A 20650-nucleotide genomic window follows, 5' to 3' on the forward strand; every position below is an offset into this window, starting at 1 on the left:
TTCAAAATACTTCTACAACGATGCAATAGGGAGGAAGACATGCTTAAATCAACTATCAAACGGGTGGCTGCAACCGCAGTTGCCGCTGGGTTCGCAGTGACCGCGTCATTGGGAGCAGCCCAGGCAGAGTATCCGGAAAAGCCAATCACTATGGTTATTCCACTGGGGGCCGGCGGCTCGCATGACTTGAATGCACGTGTGATCACTTCGATCATTCCTACGTATCTAAATCAGGCGATGATCGTCCGTCTGACACCTGGTTCGGGCGGCCAAAAAGGCACGCAGGAAGTCGCCAATTCGGCGGCCGACGGGTATACGCTGCTGTTCACGCACAACTATATCGACATGCTTCAGCAGCACGTTGAAAACCTGCCATACGATCCAATGGAAGATTTCATTCCAATTGCCCGGGTTAACTATGCGCCTGCTGGCATCGTGGTTCGGGCAGACAGCCCATATCAAACCTTTGACGATCTCGTCGCAGCGGCCCAGGCAAACCCAGACTCGATCCGGATGTCGCATTCGGGCAACTGGGGGGCGTTCTTTGTACCTGCAGCTCAGATCATGAAAGCACGGGATTTCAGCTTGAACCTGGTTCCTTACAAAGGTGGCGGACCAGCTCTGCAGGCGCTGCTTGCGGGTGATTCCGATGTGACGATGGGCTTCCCATCGACTTTGGGGTCGCTGCTTGATGCGGGGACCATTCGGGTTCTGGCAACTGCTGGTTCCGAGCGGATGTTCGACGATGTTCCTACTCTTGCTGAAGTTGGCGTAGAGGGTGACATTGGCTTCATGCACCGTGTTGTTCTGGCTCCAAAAGGCACGCCGGACGATGTGGTCGCCACCTTGACCGACGCCTTCGGTAAGCTTGTTGAAGATAAAACCTTCACACGTATGATGGGTCGCTTGAATGAGACCATCGATCTGCTGGATGGAGCGGAATACCAGGCAATGCGTCAAGAGCAGGACGCTGCCTATGCTGACCTCGTCAAAGTTCTGACAAGCCAGTAACAAAAATAGGGCCGTGCAGAGTATTATCTGCACGGCCCTTTTCTATTCTGAATTTCATGTGGTTTTGTGACCCGCCTAGAATATCACAACGGGGCAACACCCAAGTCTTGCGCCAGCGTGTTCAACACAGCCAACAAGGTAGCTGGCAAGGGAATTCCATGTTCAGATCTTTCCTGTGTCACCTGCGCAAGCCGCTCTCCGGGCAGACGAATACTATCAAATCCCGGCAGCCGAGGCGAAGATTTCATCTCCTGCCAGATCTTATCAATATCCGATTTGAACTGGGCCGGGTCGGCAAAGGCCTTGATATCCAGCGCAATCACAAAATGTCCGGTGTTGGTTGTCGTTTCAGAATCCGCGTTGAAATCAACGACCTCACGGCCAAAGGCTGCGCCGTTCAAGGTGCCCGCGAGAATTCCAAAAATCAGCGACAGGCCATAACCCTTGGGGCCGCCAATAGGCAGCAGAAACCCCTCGGAGGCGCGGTTGGGGTCGGTCAGCGGTTGACCGTTTTTGTCGATCATCCAGCCTTCGGGCATGGTTTCGCCCCGTTGGGCCGCCGTCTTGACCTTGCCGTAGGCAGCAACTGTCGTCGCCATGTCCAGAATGATAGGTGGGTTGTTGGTCGACGGCAGAGCAATAGAAATAGGGTTCGTACTCAGCAGCATTTCGGTGCCACCCCAGGGAGGCATATGGTTGGCGCTGCCGACGGCCACATAGATGCCAATCATGTCTTCTTCTGCCGGCATCGCGGCATAAAGCGAGGCCGGACCCGCGTGGTTCGAGTGCCGTGCCCCAACCCAGGCTACGCCGGTGGTTCTGGCTTTCTCCATGGCCAGCTGTGTGGCATGGTTCATGACCAAATGCCCCAACCCGTTGCCACCATCAATCAAGGCTGTGGCGGCACGCTCTTCAACGGTACGAAACTGCGCGTTGACGTCCAGCCCACCGGCCTGAATGCGGCGGATGTATTGCGGCAGTCGGAAAACGCCATGCCCATCCTGACCAATAAGATCAGCACGGGCCATCAAGCCCGCCGCCTGCTCTGCATTGGTCTCGGTCATGCCGCATGATCGAAAGCAACGCGCAATGAAGGCGCGCAAGTCATCATGGGGCGTCAAGGCGGGAAAATCGGGCATCAAAATCTGCCTTCCTGTGTTTTAAGGCGCAGAGCGCCAATTCAATTGAAAAGAGGTGAAACATGTCGAACGGGTTTTCCATCAGGTACCATGAGGTAAATGTATTCAGCAGGGGGGACGGCGTTGAAACCCGTTTGCTTGTGGGTAAGGGCTGTGCAGATGAGACGCCGTTTACCAGCGGCACAACGGTCTTTCCCAAAGGCTGTGGTGCGCCGCTGCATTCTCATAATTGCGCTGAACAGGTGACCATTCTGGAGGGCACTGCCGAAGCAATGATCGGCGGGGAGACGATCCAGCTGAGTAAGCTGGATACGTCTTTTGTCCCCGCCAATGCACCGCATTACTTTCGCAATACTGGCGATACGCCACTTGTCATTTTGTGGATCTACGGAGCCCGCGATGTGACCCGAACCTTTACCGAGACCGGGGAAACTGTCCCCCATATGTCGTCCGGCGATCAAGTTTGATCCTGGCCCAAACATACCGCCTAAAGTCAGACCTTTAGGCGGTATTCGTTCGGGATCGACAATGGTGTGTTGGGACCATCGAGGAACTCAACCGTGCAAAACGACAGCATGGTGTCGCCAATGTTCTCAACGGAATGAACCATAGAATCCATCTCGCCATAAGCGAAGTGACGTGTCTCGCCCACATAATGCGTCACATCCCGAATTTCGCCAGAAGAGAAATATCCACGTGCCTTGCCATCTGCGAGGGCGGACCAGAAGTAGGTATTGACGTGACGGTGAAACGCACAGCGATTGCCGGGCGCAATATGCAGGTGCCAAACCCGGAGCTTGTCAGTTTCCGAAACCAGAACCGACCCGACAACACCGTTGTCTTGATGCTCGAGCATCTCGGCATGCATGCCCTCGGGCCAATGGGCAAAGGCGGCAGGATCGGTTGCCATTTCCACGTGGTCGGACCCGTGTGTGGGGATAGATGTATTGGTCATTTGGACGTTCCTGACAGAATTGGCAAAAGCCGAAGTTGCGATCAAGCGGAGTGCACCGCCGCTAGATCGGCTCGAAATGCGGCCTGTTGATCAGAGGTGAGGCCAACCAAAGGTGGGCCCATGCGGGTCCAGGTGTCATCGCCGGTTCTCCAGGCCTCGGCCTGTTTCATGGCAGCCATCATCGGATATTTTGACGCCATCGCCCGCGCTCTTTTTACAGCTGCCATGGCGGTTTCGCGCTCGGGGCCATCGGATGTTTGCAATGCCGTCTGTGCCAGCGCGCCGAATATATTGGTCGAGCCCGAGATGATACCCGCCGTTCCAATGGACAGACCCTGCCACAGCATCGCTTCAGAGGAAGGGTAAACGTCAAATCCCTCGGAAATGCCGCCAGTAGCTTCGACAATGGCACGGCTTTGTTCAAAGTCACCGCTGCTGTCTTTTAACCCGGCGATGATGGGACCAAAGGCCTTGCGCAACCGCACCACCAGTTCGGGTGACAGCGGGGTTTGGGACATCTGCGGAAAGTGGTAAAGATAGACCCGCAGATCATCACTGCCAACCTGTTCGACCAGTCTGGCGTAGGCGGCAAACAAACCATCATCGGATACGTTTTTGTAATAGTAGGGCGGCAGCACCAGTACATTACAAAATCCAGCCTCAAGCGCAGCTTTGGTTAATGCAATGCTGTCGCCAATTGCTGGCGCACCAGTTCCGAAAATCACTTGATCGGATTTGAACCCAGCGGCTTGAAACGCTTGTGGTAGGCCCAGTCGGTCGCGCATCGCAACAGAACTGCCTTCGCCTGTTGTGCCGGTAGGGGCAACGCCATCACAGCCACCGTCGGTTACAAGATGGCGGCAATACCCCGTCAGCTTGTCAGTATCGAGCGATCCGTCCGCGTGGAACGGTGAAATTGCTGCCGCATAGATGCCGCGTTTAGCCTTGGTCATTGTGATTTACCTTCGGTGATTTGGTCCGTAGTTGCCGTTGGCTGGCGCATTGAAACAACGACTTTGATAGCGTCATCGATGCGTTCACGCGCGTAGCGTAGCGCAGTTGGCAGGTCTTCCAATGGAAATGTATGTGTGTGGATCAGGCTGGCATCGAACCGCTTCTCGGCCATAAAGGCCATGGCCCGATGGGTGGCTGATCGGCCCTCGCCACGGATGCCGTACAGGTAGATATTATTGACCGCCAAGGCCCCCAGATCAAAATTAACGGCTTTCTTGGGAAAGGCGGCCAGACAGATCTTGCCGCCACGATTGGTCATATGCACCGCCTGATTGACGGTTGTTTCATTGCCGGCGCAGTCGACCACATAGTCCGCACCCTTGCCGGTGATCTCTTTGATCCGGGCGACAACGTCTTCTTCTTTTGGGTTGATGACTATGTCCGCACCCAGCTTGGTGCCGATCTGGTTGCGGTTTTCGCGGGTGCCAACCAGGATCACAGGCGAGGCCCCAAGGGCCTTGGCCACTGCAACTGCCAGCAATCCGATAGGTCCCGGGCCAATCACAACGACGCTTTCACCTGCGACCAACCCGCCCAATTCGGTCAGGCCGTACATCGACGTACCGGCAGTAACCACCAGCGTCGCCTCCTCGTCAGTCATAGTGGCGGGAACGCGGATCATGGTGTTGATGTTGTTCACCGCATATTCGGCAAAGCCGCCGTTGGTGGTGAAGCCATTGGCCCGATGGCCCTTGTCGGTGTCGCCGTAGTTCAGACCGTAGTTGTGACAGGACGTGTACATGCCCATGCGGCATCGTTTGCATTGGCCGCAACCGGCGTGAATTTCAACGGTGACCCGCTCGCCAATTTCAAACTCATCCACACCGGGGCCGAGAGCGGCGATTGTGCCCATATACTCGTGGCCAGGCGTGAACTCTTTGTTAAAAGGGGCCCCGCCCTCGATCAGGGCAGGGGTGCCGTAAGTCAGGATCTCGAGGTCGGTGGCGCAGATGGCTACCGCATCGATCCGAACCAGTGCCTCTGAGCGACCAGGGACAGGCACATCCTTAGTTTTCAGTGTTAGCTCTTCTGGATCGCCCAAGACCCAGGCCTTCATCGACTGTGGCACCGGCATTCTGGATGAGGTGGTGACCCCGTGCCAGCTGGAATCCACGTCTGTATTTTTGATATTCATGTCCCGCCTCTTCGATCATTGGTCGACCAATATATCGATTCAAAAATCAATACTTGGACATCGATACAGTGTTTGACCTATGTTAGTATAGACTCAACGAAGGAAGAATATCTGATGCCGGGCATAATCAAAAATGATATCAATTTGGTCGACCAATGAAAGGTGGTTCGCTGGCCAGGGTTCGATCCTGGTTAAAGGCCGAATCGCAACCCGAAGGTTTCAAGTTGCCGTCGGAACGTGAACTGGCCCCTCAATTGGGGTTAAGTCGGACAGATTTACGCAAGGCGCTATTGGTGTTGGAGGCCGAAGGGCGGTTAGAGCGCAGGGTTGGGCGGGGTACATTTTTGTGCAACGCGCCGGCTGACAGTACCGGACTTGAGGCTGGAACGGATACCGCCAGTCTGGCAGAGCGCACTGGGCCGATGGAGGCAATGAATGCGCGATTGGCGCTAGAGCCAGAGTTGGCTCAGATGGCTGCATTGCAGGCAACCAGACAGCAAGTCTCCCAATTGGGCGCACTTGCGCAGGCGATGCGGGTTGCACCCGGATGGCTCGCATATGAAGAGCTGGATGCCGATTTCCACGACCTTCTGGCACGAAGTGCCGGTAATTCGTTGCTGTATGAGTTACATCGAATCGTCAACGCGGTGCGTAAGGTGGTTGTCTGGCGTCGCTTAAATCCGGCCAATCAGGCACCGCCGACTGATTATCATTCGCTGGACGAGCATGACGCTATCGTCATGGCATTGGAACATCGCGACCCGGCTGCAGCACGAGCGGCGATGCGCGCGCACCTGCGGGCAACAATCGATGCGATGACTGGTGACACATAGGAAAAGGGCCACCCGGATTGGATGAATCTGTCCTGGGGGATACAGGTTCCGGAGCGGTTTTTTCATAAAGTCCGGACAAATGGTGGAGGTATTGGATCTGAGATCGATAATAAGCGGATGAAAAATTGCAATTTTTAGGATGATTGACAAATGTCCGGACAAATGTAAATTTGGGTAAAAGGAAGACTTACGCGAAGGAAGTATCGAATGAGACAAGTAGAAGTGGCCGTCATTGGTGCCGGTTGGTGCGGTGGTATCCGTGCAGTGACGTTGTCCCGGTCAGCATTGGTCGACAAGCTACACATCTGCGAGATCCGTCCCGAGCGTCTGGAAGAAATTGCAGCCGAGACCAACCCGGCGACCGCAACCACTGACTATATGGACATCATCAACAACCCAGCGATTGAGGTGGTCTACATCTCAACCACACCCGAGCAGACCCATTACCCCATCGCGCGCGCCTGCATGAAGGCTGGAAAGCACGTATTGCTGGAAAAGCCACTGGCTTTGGAACTGGCCGAAGCGGATGAGCTGATTGCGCTGTCGCATGAGAAGAATGTCAAATTCACCGTCGGCTATTCGCAGCGGTTCAACCCCAAAATCGCCTTTGCCAAGAAATCGATTGCCGATGGCACTCTCGGCAAGGTGGTCAATGTCATGGTCAGCCGCCACCTGTCGCGCAACCTAGGCAAAAAGATTGCCAATCGGGTGAAACTTTCGCCGGCAGCAATGGAATCCACTCATGATCTGGATTTTGTATTTTGGCTGCTTGAGCCGGCCAAACCGGTTCGGGTGTATTCGCAAGGCGCATATGGCTACATGAAGGATCTGAACGGATCTTATGACTGCATGTGGTCAACCGTGACCATGGATGACGGAACGCTTGTCGTGATTGGCGGCGGATGGAACCTGCCACCAAGCTACCCAAATTACTGTGGAACTTGGATTGAAATCACCGGTACGGACGGGGCTTTGATATTGGACGACACCAGCCGCGATAATTGGCTGAACACTGTTGCGGATGGCACTCAATATCCAATGTCCACTATGCCCGGCGAGCAGGTCGATCATGTTTTTGCGGGCCAGATGGGCCCAGAAACCATCCACTTCCTAGAGGCGGTGCTGCTGGACAAGGATGTAATGGTCTCGCCCGAGCACGCGCGGATCGTCATGGAAACTTATTCGGCCGCAGATGTATCTGCTGAGATTGACGAACCAGTCAAACTTCCGCTGTCAAACCAGGCGTTGGCCCAATTGGCGGATATGAAGGCTCAAAACGCGGGCTAAGCCTAGACTAAAAGGCGCAATTTGAGGGAGGCCACCGTGCGGGACAGCGTAGGAATTTTTGGTTTAGGCCTGATTGGCATGACGCTTGCCCGGCGCTTGATTTCTGCCGGATACACGGTCACCGGAACCGACCCTCGAACAGAACAGCTGGACAGGTTGAATGCCCTTGGTGGTACCGGAGGCTCCCCAGATGAGGTGTGGCAGGCGGACGTCATTTTTTCTGCGGTATTCGACACCGGTCAACTGGAGGACCTGATTGCAAATGCGCCGGTTGGGGCTAGGCGCGCAATTGCATCCTTCAGTACCTGCGATCCCGGTCAAATGGCCGGGATCGCGGTCAAAGCAATGGCCAAAGGCTGGCATTTGCTAGAAACACCAATTTCTGGCACCAGCCGACAGTTAAGCGCTGGCGAGGCGGTCTTTTTCGTCGCCGGTGACAAAGATCAGGCCTCTCGATTAGACGTCATTCTGAAAGCACTGGGCAAGGCGCACTACTATGTTGGCGCCCTTGGCAATGGCAATCGGACCAAGCTAGCCATCAACCTGGTCCTGGGCTTGAATCGCGCCGCTTTGGCTGAAGGCATTGTTTTTGCGCAAAGCATGGGTCTGGACGCGGCTTCATTTCTTGAACTCGCACAAAAATCAGCAGCACAGTCGCAGGTGATGGCAGGAAAGGGGCCGCTGATGGTGGCGCAAGACTTCGAGGCTCAGGGTAGAATTAGCCAGTCTGCCAAGGATTTTCGCCTGATACAGGACACTGCACAGGCAACAGGTCAGCATTTGCCCTTTGTCGAGACCTATGGTGCGATGATGGATGACTGCCTGAATAACGCTGAGGGGGATTTGGACAATTCGGCGATCATTTTAGCCATTGCCCGGTCACGTTCCGACAGCTAATTTGCAGCTCTTGTGCCGGATGCAGCTGCGGTCTGTGGGGATGTCCGGAGAGAGACTAGACATTGACGTTGGCCTTTTGCAGACCCGGAACATTGTATGACCAAGCCTCAGAAACCCGTAAAAAGCACTCGGTATCAGGAAGTCGCTGATGCGCTGCGCGTGGAAATCGCCTCGGCGACGTACAAAATTGGTCAATGTCTTCCCACCGAACACGAGCTTTGCCAAAGGTTTTCGGCCAGCCGGTTTACTGTGCGCAAGGCGATCGACGTGTTGCGTGATCTAGGGCTGCTTGAGTCTCGGTCTGGATATGGAACTTTTGTTGTCTCGTTGCGGCCACAGGAAAAGGTCGTACAGACATTGTCTTCGTTTGAAGAGTTGCTGCAATATCCGGCAGAGACCTATCGCAAGCAAATAGAGGCGAAGACCATTACTGCCTCGCCCGAACTGGCATTGCTGTTGCAGGCGTCAGCCGGTCAGGAGTGGGTTTGGCTGCAGGCCATGCGGCTGGCCGTGCATTCCGAGGCGGCGATCTCTTGGCTGGAAGCCTATATTGCGCCTGAATTAGCTGATGTCGTTGAGCTTCCCAACCCGTCTGGGGCTTCACTGCTAAGGCAAATCCAGGACACCCATGACGTGCACGCAGCCAACGCGCAGGTCGAGGTCTTTGTCACAACTATCGACGACAAACTGGCACTGCCGCTTAAAGTTCAGCAAGGTGTCCCAGCCCTTGGGATTGTCCGACGGTACCGCAACGAGAATGGACAAGTTTATTTGGTGACTCACTCCATTCATCCAGAAAACCGGTTCCGTTTGAACTTTGAATTAGAGCGTCAAAATTAGCGGGAGGGGTAAGGGCCAGCGGAGTTGGCCCTCAAGATTTGTCCGGACTGTCAGGGCGTGTCCGGCTCGGGAGATCGTATAAACCGTTTTCGGCTGTGGTCGTAGACCCAGTTGAATGCGACGCTGAACGTAAAGAAAAAGACGACAGCTCCGATGTCCCAGATCAGCACCTGCATGAAGCTTTCATTCAGCGCCCACATGAGCAGAGGGAAGGTCGCCACCACGATTCCCATTTCGAACCCAAAACCATGCAGGAGGCGGGTGGCGAACGTACGCAAGATCCGTTTTTCACCAAAAAGGACATCAAATCCCCAGTTGTAGAAAAAGTTCCAAAGCATCGCGATCACTGTCATAGCCAAGCCAAGAGCAGCCATCTTGCCGCCGTCTTGCTTTGTCACGAACATGGAAATCGGAATGAAGGTAATTAGCGCGATAGCCTCAAACAATATCATATGTAGAATGCGTTCTTTGAAACTCATATTGCGCTCCGTTTTCAAACCTATTTTCGAGAATTCAGTCAGTTTCTTGGGCTTTGCTGGGCCGATATGACATATCGGCCCAAGTCATATCCGACAAGTGAGACTTAATCGTTCTACATCAATGGTTTCTTCAGTGCATTTTAGGGCAGCATCATCCGCCTTGGTGAGCGCGATGTAGGTACCATGCGGCGACAATACAGCCCTGACTGGAAAATAAGTTGCAGATTGGCACCCGGAAAAGCGTGTATTGTCTGGATGCGTTTTAGGTTGCCCAGCCGCCATCGATGATGTGTGTCTGACCAGTGGTAAAGCCGCTTGCATCGGAGGCCAGATACAGCGCCAGTGCCGCGATTTCCTCGGCATCCCCCACGCGCCCCATAGGCTGGCGGGCGATGAATTCCTTCATGGCGTGATCATAGTCACCGGTATCGCGCAATCGGTCGTGCAGGCTGGGACTGTCAACGGTGCCGGGGCAAATGGCATTGCAGCGAATGCCCTGGGTTACAAAATCTGCAGCAATTGATTTTGTCAGGCCAATCACCGCTGCCTTGGACGCGCAATAGGCAAACCGGTTCGGTACGCCTTTAATTGACGAAGCCACGGACGACATGTTCACAATAGACCCGCCCCCTTTGGCCAACATGCCAGGAATCACAGCCTTGCATAGGCGGTACTGGGCTTTGACATTCAGGTTGAATGCGAAATCCCAGTCGTCTTCCGGACAGTCCAGAATATTGCCTGCGTGCACGACGCCGGCACAGTTGAACAGCACGTCCAAGGGGCCAAGATCGGACAAAACCGACTCCACGTTTTCAGCGCTGGTGGCATCCATTTTCAGTGCGGCTACGCCTTCGACTTGATCCAGTTCAGTCAAGGTTATGTCATTGATGTCGGTCGCAAAGACCTTTGCCCCGGCTCGGGCAAAAGCCAGCGCACTGGCCCGGCCAATGCCTTGACCAGCTGCCGTTATCAATGCGGTTTTTCCTGTTAGATCTAAATTATAAGCCATGTTTCATCCTATCCCAAATATGTACCGAGTCTTTCAAACGCATCATGCAACACGGGTTCGGGTTGGGCGTAGCATAGACGCAGGTAGCCCTCGCCCTGTGTGCCAAAGGCAATGCCGGGGGCCAGTCCCACTTTCGTCTTGTCGATGATCTCCAGTGCTGCTGCGAAGCTGTCGTTAAGGCCGTCCACTTTGAAAAAGCAGTAAAACGCGCCATCCGGCTGAATAAACTGAACACGGTCAAATTGTGACAACCGGTCCGCCGCAATGGCATACCCCGTTGCAATTTTGGTTTGCAAATCGGTGATTTCGCTTTCACCTTGCGTGACGGCAATTCGACCAGCGTCTTGAATAAAGCCGGCGGTGCAAGAGGTATTGAATTCAGTTAGCTGGCCTAACTTGGCCGCGAGCGACTTTGGGGCAGTCAGCCACCCCAGGCGCCAACCGGTCATCGACCAGCATTTCGAAAACGAGTTTACCGAGATCAACAGATCGTCAGGATCTGCAATCGACAGGAATGATGGTGCGTGTTTCGCATGACGATACAGCCGTGTGTAGACGTCATCTGCGACAATCCAAATTCCGTGTTTGCGGCAATGATCTAGAACGATCCGCTGTTCTGCCGCTGTCATGGTCCAACCTGTCGGATTGTTCGGAGAATTGATCAGAACAGCCTTGGTGTCTGGGGTGAGCGCATCCAGAAAATCGTCAAGATCAAGGGACCAGCGCCCAGCTTTTGGTGCGAGTGTTACTGAATGCAATGCTGCGCCCATAGCCGTGAATGCTCCTGCCAGGTTTGGCCAGCCCGGCTCTAGGACTACCACGCGATCCCGGGGCGAAATCAGAATTTCGGCCGTCAGCATCAGCCCCTGCATTCCAGATGGTGTGACCGTTATGTTTTCGCGGTTCAGCGCCGATGTGAATAAGCCATTCGAATAGCTGGCCAGCGCATCGCGAAGATCGGGTGCCCCATTGTTGGGTTGGTATTTATGATTGCCCGCCCTTAACGATGCAACGGCGGCATCCACGATCAGCGGGCTTGTCGCCCATGCCCCTTCGCCAAACCAAAGGGGTAGCACATCGGTTTGTCCCATCCCGATTTCCGCGACTTCACGGATCTTCGAGGCTGCCAAGGCCTGTGCGCGATCTGAAAGATAAGAATGAGGGGCCAATTTGGTCATGGCAAAACTATCTGTCGTTTAGCAGCAGGAGTCGCCTTGCAAATCGTGTGAAGGAGTAGGCAATATGACTATAAGATAGGAAATTTACCTATCTTCTGTCCTGATGAGGTCAAATGTCAAAGCTGATCGATGAGAAAATCCTGGCAGAATTGCGTCAAAATTCCCGTATTCCTGTTACCACACTTGCGAACCGGGTGGGGCGATCGCGTACGGCGGTGCAGGCCAGGATTAATCGCTTGCAACAGGACGGCCGTATTCAGCGATACACTATCGATGAGCCGGGGCGCACAAAAGACAGTGATGTTGGCGCGATGGTTCTGATCTCGGTCACGGTGCGTAGTAAAAGTCAGGACTTGCTGTCTCACCTTCGGGGGCTACCCCAAGTTATCGGATGTTTTGGAATCGCAGGCGATTTTGATTTTGCCCTGCTGTTGTCCAGGATGGAAAACGCCGAGCTTCAAAAGTTGCTAGAGCAGATATATTTGCTGGACGGTGTGCGCAAAACTGAAACAACTTTGGCTCTCTACCGGGAGTTCTAATCCCTTGCCGTCAAGCGACTTCATTTAGTCGTGTCAGTGACCGGTAGATTTTCAGCCCAACTATTCGACCAGGCGCCGAAAGGCTGGAGTAAGTCAAATAGTTCTGAGCCTGTTGTGGTTAGCTGATAGCCTGTGTCGCCACGTTCAACCAACCCACTTGATGTCAGTTCTTTCAGGCGCTTGTTCAAAACGGTTGGTGAGACCTTCTCGCAGCGTTGCTGAATTTCGCGGAACGTCAGGGTGCTGTTTGAGAGTTGCCAAATAACACCAAGCGCCCAGCTTCGCCCGAGTAAATCAAAAAGAGCCATGATTGGCTTGCCTGATTTTGACCCGCGAACGGGATTGCCAGGCATTGGAAATTTCGACGGCATAGCAGACTCCATTTGCTACTATATGTGTAGCACTCTATTGCTACAACTTATGTAGCAAATTTCTGGGGTCGTACCATGCTTATTCTTCCAATTCTTGCCGCCGTAAGTGCGTCTTTCGGCTGGGCAACTGGAATTGTCTTGGCGCAGAGGCCAGCGAAGGCACTCGGTGCGTTTGAGTTTACCCGCATTCAGCTTATTGCCTGTTCGGCAATTGTGGCAGTCATCTGTAGCGCGCTGGGATACTGGCCATCGGTAAAGTGGAGCTACTGGCCATCTTTTGCGGCAAGTATCTGTGTCGGAATCGTCTTGGGCAATCTTGCGATGATTGAGTGCCTGCGCCAGGGCGGGCCTATGCGTACTGAACTATTGCTGTCCTTGAAGGCTCCGTTGGTGGCTGTGATGGCGTACCTCTGGCTGCAGGAGGTACCTTCCGGCACAGACATATTTGGCGCTGGGGTAACGCTTCTTGGTGTTTGTCTTGCCGTATTCTTTGGCGGAAACGAGGGCTCCGATAGCGATGTGACGACGGGAAGAATGGCGATTATTTTACTGCTTGGCGTCACAGCCACTGGGTTTCAGGGTTTTGGATTTCTTATCATGAAGCCCGCGATGCTTGCAGGGACAGAGCCATTGGCAGCCTCGGCAATTCGCCTGTTGGGGGCCGCCCTTTTGATTTCAGTTATTGCACTCTGGCCCGCCAAAACTTTTCGGGGCCATAGTGAATTGTCGCCGTCGCTACTTGGATGGGTGATCTTGCCGGGATTCATCGGCTATGGAGTGTCATCCTCGCTGCTGCTCTATGCCTTTGCGAACTTTGATGCGGGGATAGCCGCAGCGCTGGGCTCACTGTCACCTGTACTTGTGTTGCCGATACTTTGGCAAAAGGAGGGTCTTGTTCCACGTTTTCAGGCAGTGTGTGGGGCAATATTGGCCGTCATTGGCACCGCTATCATCGTGATTTTCTGAGCCGCTCTGGGGGCTGCATTTGATATGACTTGAGTTGACAGTTTTGGCTGGGGGCAAATCTACGGCTACCGTCAATTGACGTCTTTGACTGGGGCTGCGGAATTGGTCTGATACTCCCAGGGGCGATTATTCTTAAACCGCTCTTTCAGGAAGTCGACAAAGGCCCTTAGGTTTGGTGCCATGCTTCGATGCGGTAGAAACACCACGCTGAAATCTACCGACGGACCACGGCAGTCAGGAAGAAGGGGCACAAGACGTCCCGACTGGACGTGGTCATGCGTCATCCAGGCAGGAAGAAGAGCGACCCCCAAACCGTCCAATGTCATGGATAAAAGCGCCTCGTGGTCCCGTACTGAAAGGCGCGGTGTCACGCGGACATCAATCTGGTCCTTTCCACGTCTGACGGCCAGGTCAATTGGGCCGTAGGTGATCGCGCTGGACAAGAAAGCATGTTCCGGCAATTGGTTTGGGTGCTCTAAGTCGGGCATCGCAGATGCATATTCCGGGCTGGCGTAAAAGTACTGGGTAGAGGAGCCAAGCGGGATCGCACAGAGCGAGACATCATCGATTGCTCCCTTTCGCACGGCAATATCGCACCGCTCTTCGCTCAGGTCCACTTTGCGATTGGTGATGGTAAGATTAAGTCGAATATCCGGGTGTAATTTTAAGAATTCCGGCAGAAGTGGCAGGATGAAAGTCCGCCCTAAGGTGGCAGGAACACTGACATTTAAAAGACCACTCGGTGTGGAGTGCATCACCTTGATAGCATAGTCGGCATCGCGCGCCTCGCTTACCAGGCGGGCGCAATGTTCATAGTATACTCGACCACTCTCGGTCAGTCCCAACTTGCGTGTGGTGCGATGCATGAGTTTAACGTCGAGTCTTGTCTCAAGCGAGGCAACGCGACGGCTGACATTGGACTTGGACATTTTTAATACGTCAGCTGCTTGGGAAAAGCTGTTCTTCTCAACCACGGCCGCAAAGGTCGCCATATCTGTTAGCAGTTCCGCATCCATTTATTATCCCACTCATGCAACAATGTGTTCTGACTGACGTTATTGTCAGATATATGAAATACTCTTATACATGTAAAGGCACCTGTAGAAGGGCCGGATGCAGCAGGAGTGTCGGGCAGTGCAGGTTGAAAATCGGGCCTGAAGCAAAGCGTTCAAGCAGTACATGTCCGAAAGAATTCACATATTCTGGGAGGAATAAGAATGAAGTTACTTGCATCACATTTGAAGGCTGCGACTGCGGCCGTTGTTGCGGGGCTTGGCATTGCCGCAACTCCAGCAAGCGCTGTTGATCTGCCGTGCGATACGGCCCAACTGATCGTTCCATGGGGTCCCGGCGGCGGAACAAGCGTAATTTTCGGCATTTTTGAACAAGCAATTCAGAACTCTGATTCACCAGTGAAAATCAAGGTTGTGACCATGCCAGGGCAGGGCGGCGGATTGGGTGCCAAAGAGGCGCATGCAGCTAAGCCGGATGGTTGCACATTGTTTGCCATTCACCAGCACTTGCCCGTGAACTACATCAATGGTGTGACGGATTTTAACTGGGACGGTTTTGAACCAGTTGCTATGCTGACAGACACACCTGAAATCATCGGTGCTGGCGGACACGTCGAATATAATGATCTCGACGGTATGCTGGCTGCTGCCAAAGCAAGCCCGGGAAGCATTCCGACGGGCGTGTCCATGGGCGCGACCAGCCATTTCCTTTGGATTATCCTTGGCTCCAAAACAGGCGCGGATTTTGCCTATGTGCCATTTCAGGGTGGTACGGCTGGACGTATCACCGGCCTATTGAACGGTAGCATCGATCTGGGTGGTATCAACATGGCCGCAGCCCGCACACAGCGCGGCGATGGTAACCTGAAGGCCTTTGCCATTGCCTCGAACGAGCGCAGTGACTTGATCCCCGACGTGCCAACGCTGAAAGAGCTGGGCGTGGACATGACCTTCTCGTTGACGCGGGGCGTGATGCTACCAAAGGGTACGTCTCCGGAAATCGTTGCGCTCTGGGCTGAGGTCTTCAAAGGCCCAACTGAGGATGCAACCTTTGTCGCCGAGCAAGCCGCAAAGGGCACCTCGGTCGAGTACCTTGGACCAGAAGACTATGCAAAGTGGTGGGAAGCGACTTCGGCTGAATTTATCGACGCCGCAAAAGAACTGAAAATGGGCCGCTTCCAATAAAGCAGTCCCGGCGAGGCCTTGGGGCCTCGCCAAATATACCTTCAACAAAATGACGAACAACGGACCGGTGGTTCGTGTGAATAGGAATATGGTATGCGATTAAACAGAGATACGGCGGTTGCAATAGTGTCGCTTCTCATCTGCGGTGGGCTGCTGATCAACACGTTTCAGATGCCGCCCCCGATGTTCAATCAAATGCCAGCCACGTTATGGCCCCGAATGATTCTGGTGCCGCTGGCCCTGTTGTCGTTGCTTTTGCTGGCCAAAGCGCAAATGGCCGAGGTTGATGAAAGTCTCGAGAGCCGCAGCCTGTCCGAGTGGTTTACCTACTATAAAAACCCGATTGTTTGTTTTGCCCTGTTCTTTCTATTTCTCATCACCATGCCGATCCTTGGAATGCTGATTGGCGGGTTGCTGTATGTCTTTATCACGCTGGGATTTCTGGGCGGTTGGTCGTCTAGGCTGATGATCCAGCACGGACTGGTCTCAATCTTCTTTGTTGTGGGCATGTGGGCAATTTTCACCCAACTTCTCGGGGTGTTTTTGCCCGAAGGCATCTTGCTGAGAGTGTACTAAGACATGGACCTTTTCTCTAATATCGCGCTGGCAGGCCCCGAGCTGTTCACGCTTACGACGATGGCCCTGATGTTGTTGGGTACTTTTGTTGGCCTGCTGGCGGGCGCTATTCCAGGCTTTACAATTGCGATGGCAGTGGTGCTGGTTTTGCCGTTCACCTTTGCCATGTCGCCGGTTCAGGGACTGGCCACGATGATCGCCGTTTACGTCGGTGGCCTGTCAGGTGGCTTGATGTCGGGCATTCTGACCGGCATACCCGGGACCCCGTCGTCGGTCGCGACCACCTTTGATGGTTACCCGATGGCGAAATCGGGCAGACCCGGATTGGCGCTGGGTATTGGCGTCTGGTCTTCGTTCTTTGGCGGTATCATTGCATCTGTGGTTTTGATGCTGATTGCGCCGCAACTGGCGATGATCGGTTTGGAATTCCAGCCCGTCGACTTCTTTGCGCTGGTTCTTTTTGCATTGACCGTGACAGCTAGTCTGGCTGGCGACCAACTGCTGAAAGGTTTGATTGGTGCTCTGTTTGGTTTGTTGATTGCGACCATTGGCAGTGATGTTGTATTTGGCTTGCCTCGCTTCAATTTTGGTGTCGATGAGGTCTCCAAAGGCTTTGCGTTCCTACCAGTGCTAGTTGGACTGTTCGCGTTTAGCCGCCTGCTAAGCGACGTGCGTGACAGTTCAAGTGCTGGACAGAAACTTGGCGGCGACGAGACCGCGAATGTGGTCAAAATCGATTACGTCGCATCCTGCAAAGTGGTGCTGGCCCGATGGGTCAATGTCATACGGTCCTCTTTGTTGGGGGTCTTCGTTGGTGTCCTTCCTGCGGCCGGCAGCACGATCTCAAACATTCTGGCCTATGATCAGGCCAAGAAATCTTCGAAAGAACCCGAAACCTTTGGCAAAGGCGCTATCGACGGTATTATCGCGCCCGAAGCGGCGAATAATGCGACTGCTGGTGGTGCGTTGATTGTGATGATGGCGCTGGGTCTGCCCGGCGATATCATGACCGCTATCATGCTGGGCGCGCTGCTGGTGCACGACGTTATCCCAAGCCCTTCGTTCATTTCGGACGAGCCGATGATCGCCTATTCGATCTTCCTCGCCTTTTTTGTCGCCAATTTCATGATGCTGTTCCTTCAGTCCATCACCCTGCGTGGCTTTGTGCTGGTGACAAAGGTGAAGATGTACATGCTGACTGCGGTGATCCTGTTCTATTGCGCGGTTGGTATTTTTGCGCTGAACAACATTGCCTATGACATGTGGACCTTGTTGATATTTGGTATCCTTGGCTTCGTGATGCGCGCCTTGGGATTTCCGATCGTTCCGATCGTTCTGGGGGTTGTTCTGGGCCAAATCGCCGAAGTGCGCCTGAGCCAGGTTTATGCACGCGGTGATGGGCTTGATGTGTTCCTGACACGGCCATGGGCGCTATTCTTTATCCTGCTCAGCGGATTTTCGATCATGTTCCCATCTTACCAAAAACAACGCGGGAAAAAGGCCTGGGCGCATTATTTCACCCCTGTTTTGCTGATCGTTCTGGCGGTTCCCGTCTTTATGATGCCTGGCACTATCCGGCCGATCATTGCCGGGGTTATGGCACTGACCGGGATCACCCAACTAATAATGCAGGTCAGATCGCCTAAGGCGCTCGATACCTCGCAGTAAACCGACACAAGAATTCATATACTGGAGAACAAAAATGGACTTGGGCCTCAAAGGCAGAACCGCACTTATCTTGGGTGCATCGCAGGGACTGGGTCGGGCTATAGCCAAGCGGTTGGCCGCAGAAGGCGCGAACCTAGTGCTGTCGTCGCGCAGGTTGGCTGCGCTGGAAGAACTGGCGAGCGAGCTGAGCGAAAAGCACGGTGTTACCGTTCGCTGTGACGCGGTTGATCTGACGGATACAGAGGCGCTGGGCGGTTTTTGCGATCGCATCCGGTCGGATTACAAGCCGGATATGCTGCTCAATAACGCGGGTGGGCCACCACCCTCGCCGTCAATTGGCGTGGCATCGGATGTGTGGAAGTCTGCAGCTCAGGGTTTGCTGTTTAGCCTGATCCAAGTGACCGAAGCTGCCGTAGAAGGCATGCGTGCCAAGCAATGGGGCCGGATTGTAACCATTGGATCATCGGGTGTGATTCAGCCAATCCCAAATCTTGCAGTGTCCAATACCATCCGTGGTGCCATGGCTGGGTTTTGCAAAACACTGTCCGCAGAAGTGGCCGGTGATGGCATAACCGTCAATATCATCTTACCAGGTAAGATCGACACGGCGCGTGTCGGGCAACTGGACACTGCCCGCGCAGGTCGCGAAGGCAAGACGCTCGAGCAGGTTCGTACCGAAATCGCAGCATCTCTTCCGGCCAAACGCTATGGCCGCCCCGAAGAATTTGCCAATGTGGCCGCTTTTTTGATGAGTGAGCCCGCAGGCTATGTCACTGGTCAGATGACTCGTGTTGATGGTGGCATGATCCGTAGTATTTAGGAGGCGAAAATTGGCATGACCAATTCGCAAAAAATGGACAAGGTAGCTCGTTCGGGCGGGCAGATTCTAGCAGATCAGCTGAAGGTGTTGGGCGCAGATAAAGTATTCTGCGTCCCCGGAGAGAGCTTTCTGGACCTTTTGAATGGGCTCTACACCCAATCGGACAGTATTCAGACAGTTATGTGCCGCCATGAAGGGGGCGCCGCCAACATGGCGGACGCCTACGGAAAAATGACCGGCAAACCGGGGATCTGTGCGGTGACCCGGGGACCTGGCGCCACTAATGCGTCTAACGGGGTGCACACCGCATTTCAGGACTCCACGCCGATGATCCTGCTCATCGGTCAGGTCGGTCGCTCTATGGTGGATCGCGAAGCCTTTCAGGAAGTCGACTATCGGCGGATGTTTGGCCAAATGGCCAAATGGGTGGCCCAGATTGACGATGCCAGCCGCATTCCGGAATACATGTCACGCGCTTGGAAAACGGCTCTTTCAGGCCGCCCTGGTCCGGTGGTTCTGGCCCTGCCAGAAGACATGCTGACCGATGTGGTCAGCGTCGCTGATCTAACGCCCACGCCACTGGCAAAACCTGCACCAACCCCGGCTTCAGTGCACGAACTGGGTACATTGTTACAAAACGCCAAGGCCCCGCTGATGTTGGTCGGCGGACCAGGCTGGAGCGCGGAATGTGGTCACAAGGCGATGGCAGTAGCATCACGCATGGGACTGCCGGTTGCGACCAGTTTTCGGTGTCAGGACTATGTCGATAACAATCATCCCAATTACGTGGGTGTTCTTGGTATTGCGCCATCTCCTGAATTGCTCAGGCGTATCGCCGATGAGGTCGACTTGCTGATTGTGGTGGGCTCGCGTCTGGGCGAAATGACAACGCAGGGCTATGAGCTGATCAATATTCCCGATCCGCAGATGGATTTTGTACACATCCATCCCGCGGCCGAAGAGTTGGGCCATGTTTACAACCCGACACTTAGTATGGTTGCCACCGCGGATGCGTTTTTTGACAGTCTGGACGTATTACCTGATGGTGATGGTGTTACTCGATGGGCCGACTGGCGAGAGCAGCAAACTGCTGATTACAAGTCGTTCCTGAAGCCTACCGACGTCCCCGGTTCGTTGAATATGGCGCATGTTATTCGCCACATTACCGAAGTGATGCCCAAAACCACTGTTCTGACAAACGGTGCTGGGAATTACACCGTTTGGGGGCACCGTTTTCACCAACACACCGACTATCGCACCCAATTGGCCCCAACCAGCGGCTCGATGGGGTATGGGGTGCCTGCGGCCATCGCAGCCAAGTTGGTGGCGCCCGAACGCGCGGTTATCGCACTGGCGGGAGACGGCTGCTTTTTGATGACGGGACAAGAGCTGGCGACCGCCAAGCAATATGGTGCGGATGTTATTTATCTGGTGATCAACAACGGTATGTTTGGCACCATCCGCATGCATCAGGAACGCTATTACCCGGCTCGCACAATCGGCACCGACCTGCATAACCCGGACTTTGTGGCCTATGCCGCCTCCTTTGGAATTGCAGGCGAGTTGGTCACGAAGACCGATGAATTTCCCGCCGCGCTTGAACGCGCGCGCGCGGCGTCGGGGGGATACCTGATCGAGCTGGTGGTGGATCCACAGGCGCTGACACCGACCCAAACACTGGCCCAAGCCACGCAACAGGGTCGACAAAATACGGCAGCGTCATGACACAGGCCCG

At 54.2% G+C, this 20650-nt stretch carries 22 protein-coding genes; 13 read left to right on the top strand and 9 right to left on the bottom strand.

Annotated elements, in window-relative coordinates; genetic code table 11:
* Positions 1–39 precede the first annotated feature (39 nt).
* Positions 40–1011: a Bug family tripartite tricarboxylate transporter substrate binding protein gene (locus EBB79_RS21020; RefSeq protein ID WP_164860851.1), complete on the top strand. Its 972-nt coding sequence runs from the start codon at positions 40–42 to the stop codon at positions 1009–1011.
* A gap of 83 nt (positions 1012–1094) precedes the next feature.
* On the opposite strand, the gene EBB79_RS21025 is transcribed toward EBB79_RS21020, so the two are convergent.
* The gene (locus EBB79_RS21025; protein ID WP_127750766.1) at positions 1095–2150 is read right to left on the bottom strand and encodes an Ldh family oxidoreductase; all 1056 of its coding nucleotides are present in this window, start codon (positions 2148–2150) and stop codon (positions 1095–1097) included.
* A 62-nt stretch (positions 2151–2212) separates the two neighbouring features.
* On the opposite strand from EBB79_RS21025, the gene EBB79_RS21030 reads away from it, so the two are divergent.
* Positions 2213–2617, top strand: a complete 405-nt coding sequence (locus EBB79_RS21030; protein WP_127750767.1) for a cupin domain-containing protein — start codon at positions 2213–2215, stop codon at positions 2615–2617.
* Positions 2618–2643: 26 nt separating this feature from the next.
* On the opposite strand, the gene EBB79_RS21035 is transcribed toward EBB79_RS21030, so the two are convergent.
* From EBB79_RS21035 to EBB79_RS21045, 3 genes are read right to left on the bottom strand one after another with little or no spacing between them, the layout of a single operon-like run.
* Positions 2644–3105, bottom strand: coding sequence for a cupin domain-containing protein (locus EBB79_RS21035; RefSeq protein ID WP_127750768.1), 462 nt, complete (start codon positions 3103–3105; stop codon positions 2644–2646).
* Between the two features lie 41 nt (positions 3106–3146).
* Positions 3147–4058 (bottom strand): dihydrodipicolinate synthase family protein, encoded by a 912-nt coding sequence (locus EBB79_RS21040; protein WP_127750769.1) that lies wholly within the window; start codon positions 4056–4058, stop codon positions 3147–3149.
* On the bottom strand, positions 4055–5254 hold the full coding sequence (locus EBB79_RS21045) for a zinc-dependent alcohol dehydrogenase (RefSeq protein ID WP_202977629.1): 1200 nt from the start codon (positions 5252–5254) through the stop codon (positions 4055–4057). Before EBB79_RS21045 ends, EBB79_RS21040 begins: the two co-directional genes overlap by 4 nt.
* Before the next feature lie 155 nt (positions 5255–5409).
* Between EBB79_RS21045 and EBB79_RS21050 the strand changes: the two genes are divergently transcribed.
* The 4 genes from EBB79_RS21050 (at position 5410) to EBB79_RS21065 (ending at position 9111) form a co-directional block, all read left to right on the top strand.
* Entirely contained in the window at positions 5410–6087 is a 678-nt protein-coding gene (locus EBB79_RS21050; RefSeq protein WP_127750770.1) for a FadR/GntR family transcriptional regulator, read from the top strand.
* A gap of 207 nt (positions 6088–6294) precedes the next feature.
* Positions 6295–7374: a Gfo/Idh/MocA family protein gene (locus tag EBB79_RS21055; RefSeq protein WP_127750771.1), complete on the top strand. Its 1080-nt coding sequence runs from the start codon at positions 6295–6297 to the stop codon at positions 7372–7374.
* Between the two features lie 36 nt (positions 7375–7410).
* Complete coding sequence (locus EBB79_RS21060) at positions 7411–8271, top strand: NAD(P)-dependent oxidoreductase (RefSeq protein ID WP_127750772.1); 861 nt, start codon at positions 7411–7413, stop codon at positions 8269–8271.
* A gap of 96 nt (positions 8272–8367) precedes the next feature.
* Entirely contained in the window at positions 8368–9111 is a 744-nt protein-coding gene (locus EBB79_RS21065; protein WP_127750773.1) for a GntR family transcriptional regulator, read from the top strand.
* A gap of 50 nt (positions 9112–9161) precedes the next feature.
* On the opposite strand, the gene EBB79_RS21070 is transcribed toward EBB79_RS21065, so the two are convergent.
* From EBB79_RS21070 to EBB79_RS21080, 3 genes are all read right to left on the bottom strand, one after another.
* Positions 9162–9590: a PACE efflux transporter gene (locus EBB79_RS21070; protein WP_127750774.1), complete on the bottom strand. Its 429-nt coding sequence runs from the start codon at positions 9588–9590 to the stop codon at positions 9162–9164.
* A gap of 262 nt (positions 9591–9852) precedes the next feature.
* Positions 9853–10599 carry an SDR family oxidoreductase gene (locus EBB79_RS21075; protein WP_127750775.1) on the bottom strand — a complete coding sequence of 249 codons (747 nt, stop codon included), beginning with the start codon at positions 10597–10599 and terminating at the stop codon, positions 9853–9855.
* 8 nt (positions 10600–10607) lie between these two features.
* A complete protein-coding gene (locus EBB79_RS21080; RefSeq protein ID WP_127750776.1) occupies positions 10608–11777 on the bottom strand; it encodes a pyridoxal phosphate-dependent aminotransferase in 1170 nt (389 codons plus the stop codon).
* 113 nt (positions 11778–11890) lie between these two features.
* Here EBB79_RS21080 and EBB79_RS21085 point away from each other — a divergent pair, with 113 nt between their 5' ends.
* Positions 11891–12316 (top strand): Lrp/AsnC family transcriptional regulator, encoded by a 426-nt coding sequence (locus EBB79_RS21085; RefSeq protein ID WP_127750777.1) that lies wholly within the window; start codon positions 11891–11893, stop codon positions 12314–12316.
* A 20-nt stretch (positions 12317–12336) separates the two neighbouring features.
* Here the strand turns inward: EBB79_RS21085 and EBB79_RS21090 are convergent, their stop codons facing one another.
* Positions 12337–12687 (bottom strand): winged helix-turn-helix transcriptional regulator, encoded by a 351-nt coding sequence (locus EBB79_RS21090; RefSeq protein WP_202977630.1) that lies wholly within the window; start codon positions 12685–12687, stop codon positions 12337–12339.
* A gap of 75 nt (positions 12688–12762) precedes the next feature.
* Between EBB79_RS21090 and EBB79_RS21095 the strand changes: the two genes are divergently transcribed.
* A complete protein-coding gene (locus tag EBB79_RS21095) occupies positions 12763–13653 on the top strand; it encodes a DMT family transporter (RefSeq protein WP_127750779.1) in 891 nt (296 codons plus the stop codon).
* Positions 13654–13724: 71 nt separating this feature from the next.
* On the opposite strand, the gene EBB79_RS21100 is transcribed toward EBB79_RS21095, so the two are convergent.
* Positions 13725–14669: a LysR family transcriptional regulator gene (locus EBB79_RS21100; RefSeq protein ID WP_127750780.1), complete on the bottom strand. Its 945-nt coding sequence runs from the start codon at positions 14667–14669 to the stop codon at positions 13725–13727.
* A 201-nt stretch (positions 14670–14870) separates the two neighbouring features.
* Here EBB79_RS21100 and EBB79_RS21105 point away from each other — a divergent pair, with 201 nt between their 5' ends.
* The 5 genes from EBB79_RS21105 (at position 14871) to EBB79_RS21125 (ending at position 20640) form a co-directional block, all read left to right on the top strand.
* Entirely contained in the window at positions 14871–15851 is a 981-nt protein-coding gene (locus tag EBB79_RS21105) for a Bug family tripartite tricarboxylate transporter substrate binding protein (RefSeq protein ID WP_127750781.1), read from the top strand.
* A 93-nt stretch (positions 15852–15944) separates the two neighbouring features.
* On the top strand, positions 15945–16427 hold the full coding sequence (locus EBB79_RS21110; RefSeq protein ID WP_127750782.1) for a tripartite tricarboxylate transporter TctB family protein: 483 nt from the start codon (positions 15945–15947) through the stop codon (positions 16425–16427).
* A 3-nt stretch (positions 16428–16430) separates the two neighbouring features.
* Entirely contained in the window at positions 16431–18095 is a 1665-nt protein-coding gene (locus EBB79_RS21115) for a tripartite tricarboxylate transporter permease (protein WP_127750783.1), read from the top strand.
* Positions 18096–18129: 34 nt separating this feature from the next.
* Positions 18130–18915: an SDR family oxidoreductase gene (locus tag EBB79_RS21120; RefSeq protein WP_127750784.1), complete on the top strand. Its 786-nt coding sequence runs from the start codon at positions 18130–18132 to the stop codon at positions 18913–18915.
* A gap of 15 nt (positions 18916–18930) precedes the next feature.
* On the top strand, positions 18931–20640 hold the full coding sequence (locus EBB79_RS21125; RefSeq protein ID WP_127750785.1) for a thiamine pyrophosphate-binding protein: 1710 nt from the start codon (positions 18931–18933) through the stop codon (positions 20638–20640).
* Positions 20641–20650: the final 10 nt, after the last annotated feature.

The sequence above is a fragment of the Parasedimentitalea marina genome (assembly GCF_004006175.1).
Classification (GTDB): domain Bacteria; phylum Pseudomonadota; class Alphaproteobacteria; order Rhodobacterales; family Rhodobacteraceae; genus Parasedimentitalea; species Parasedimentitalea marina.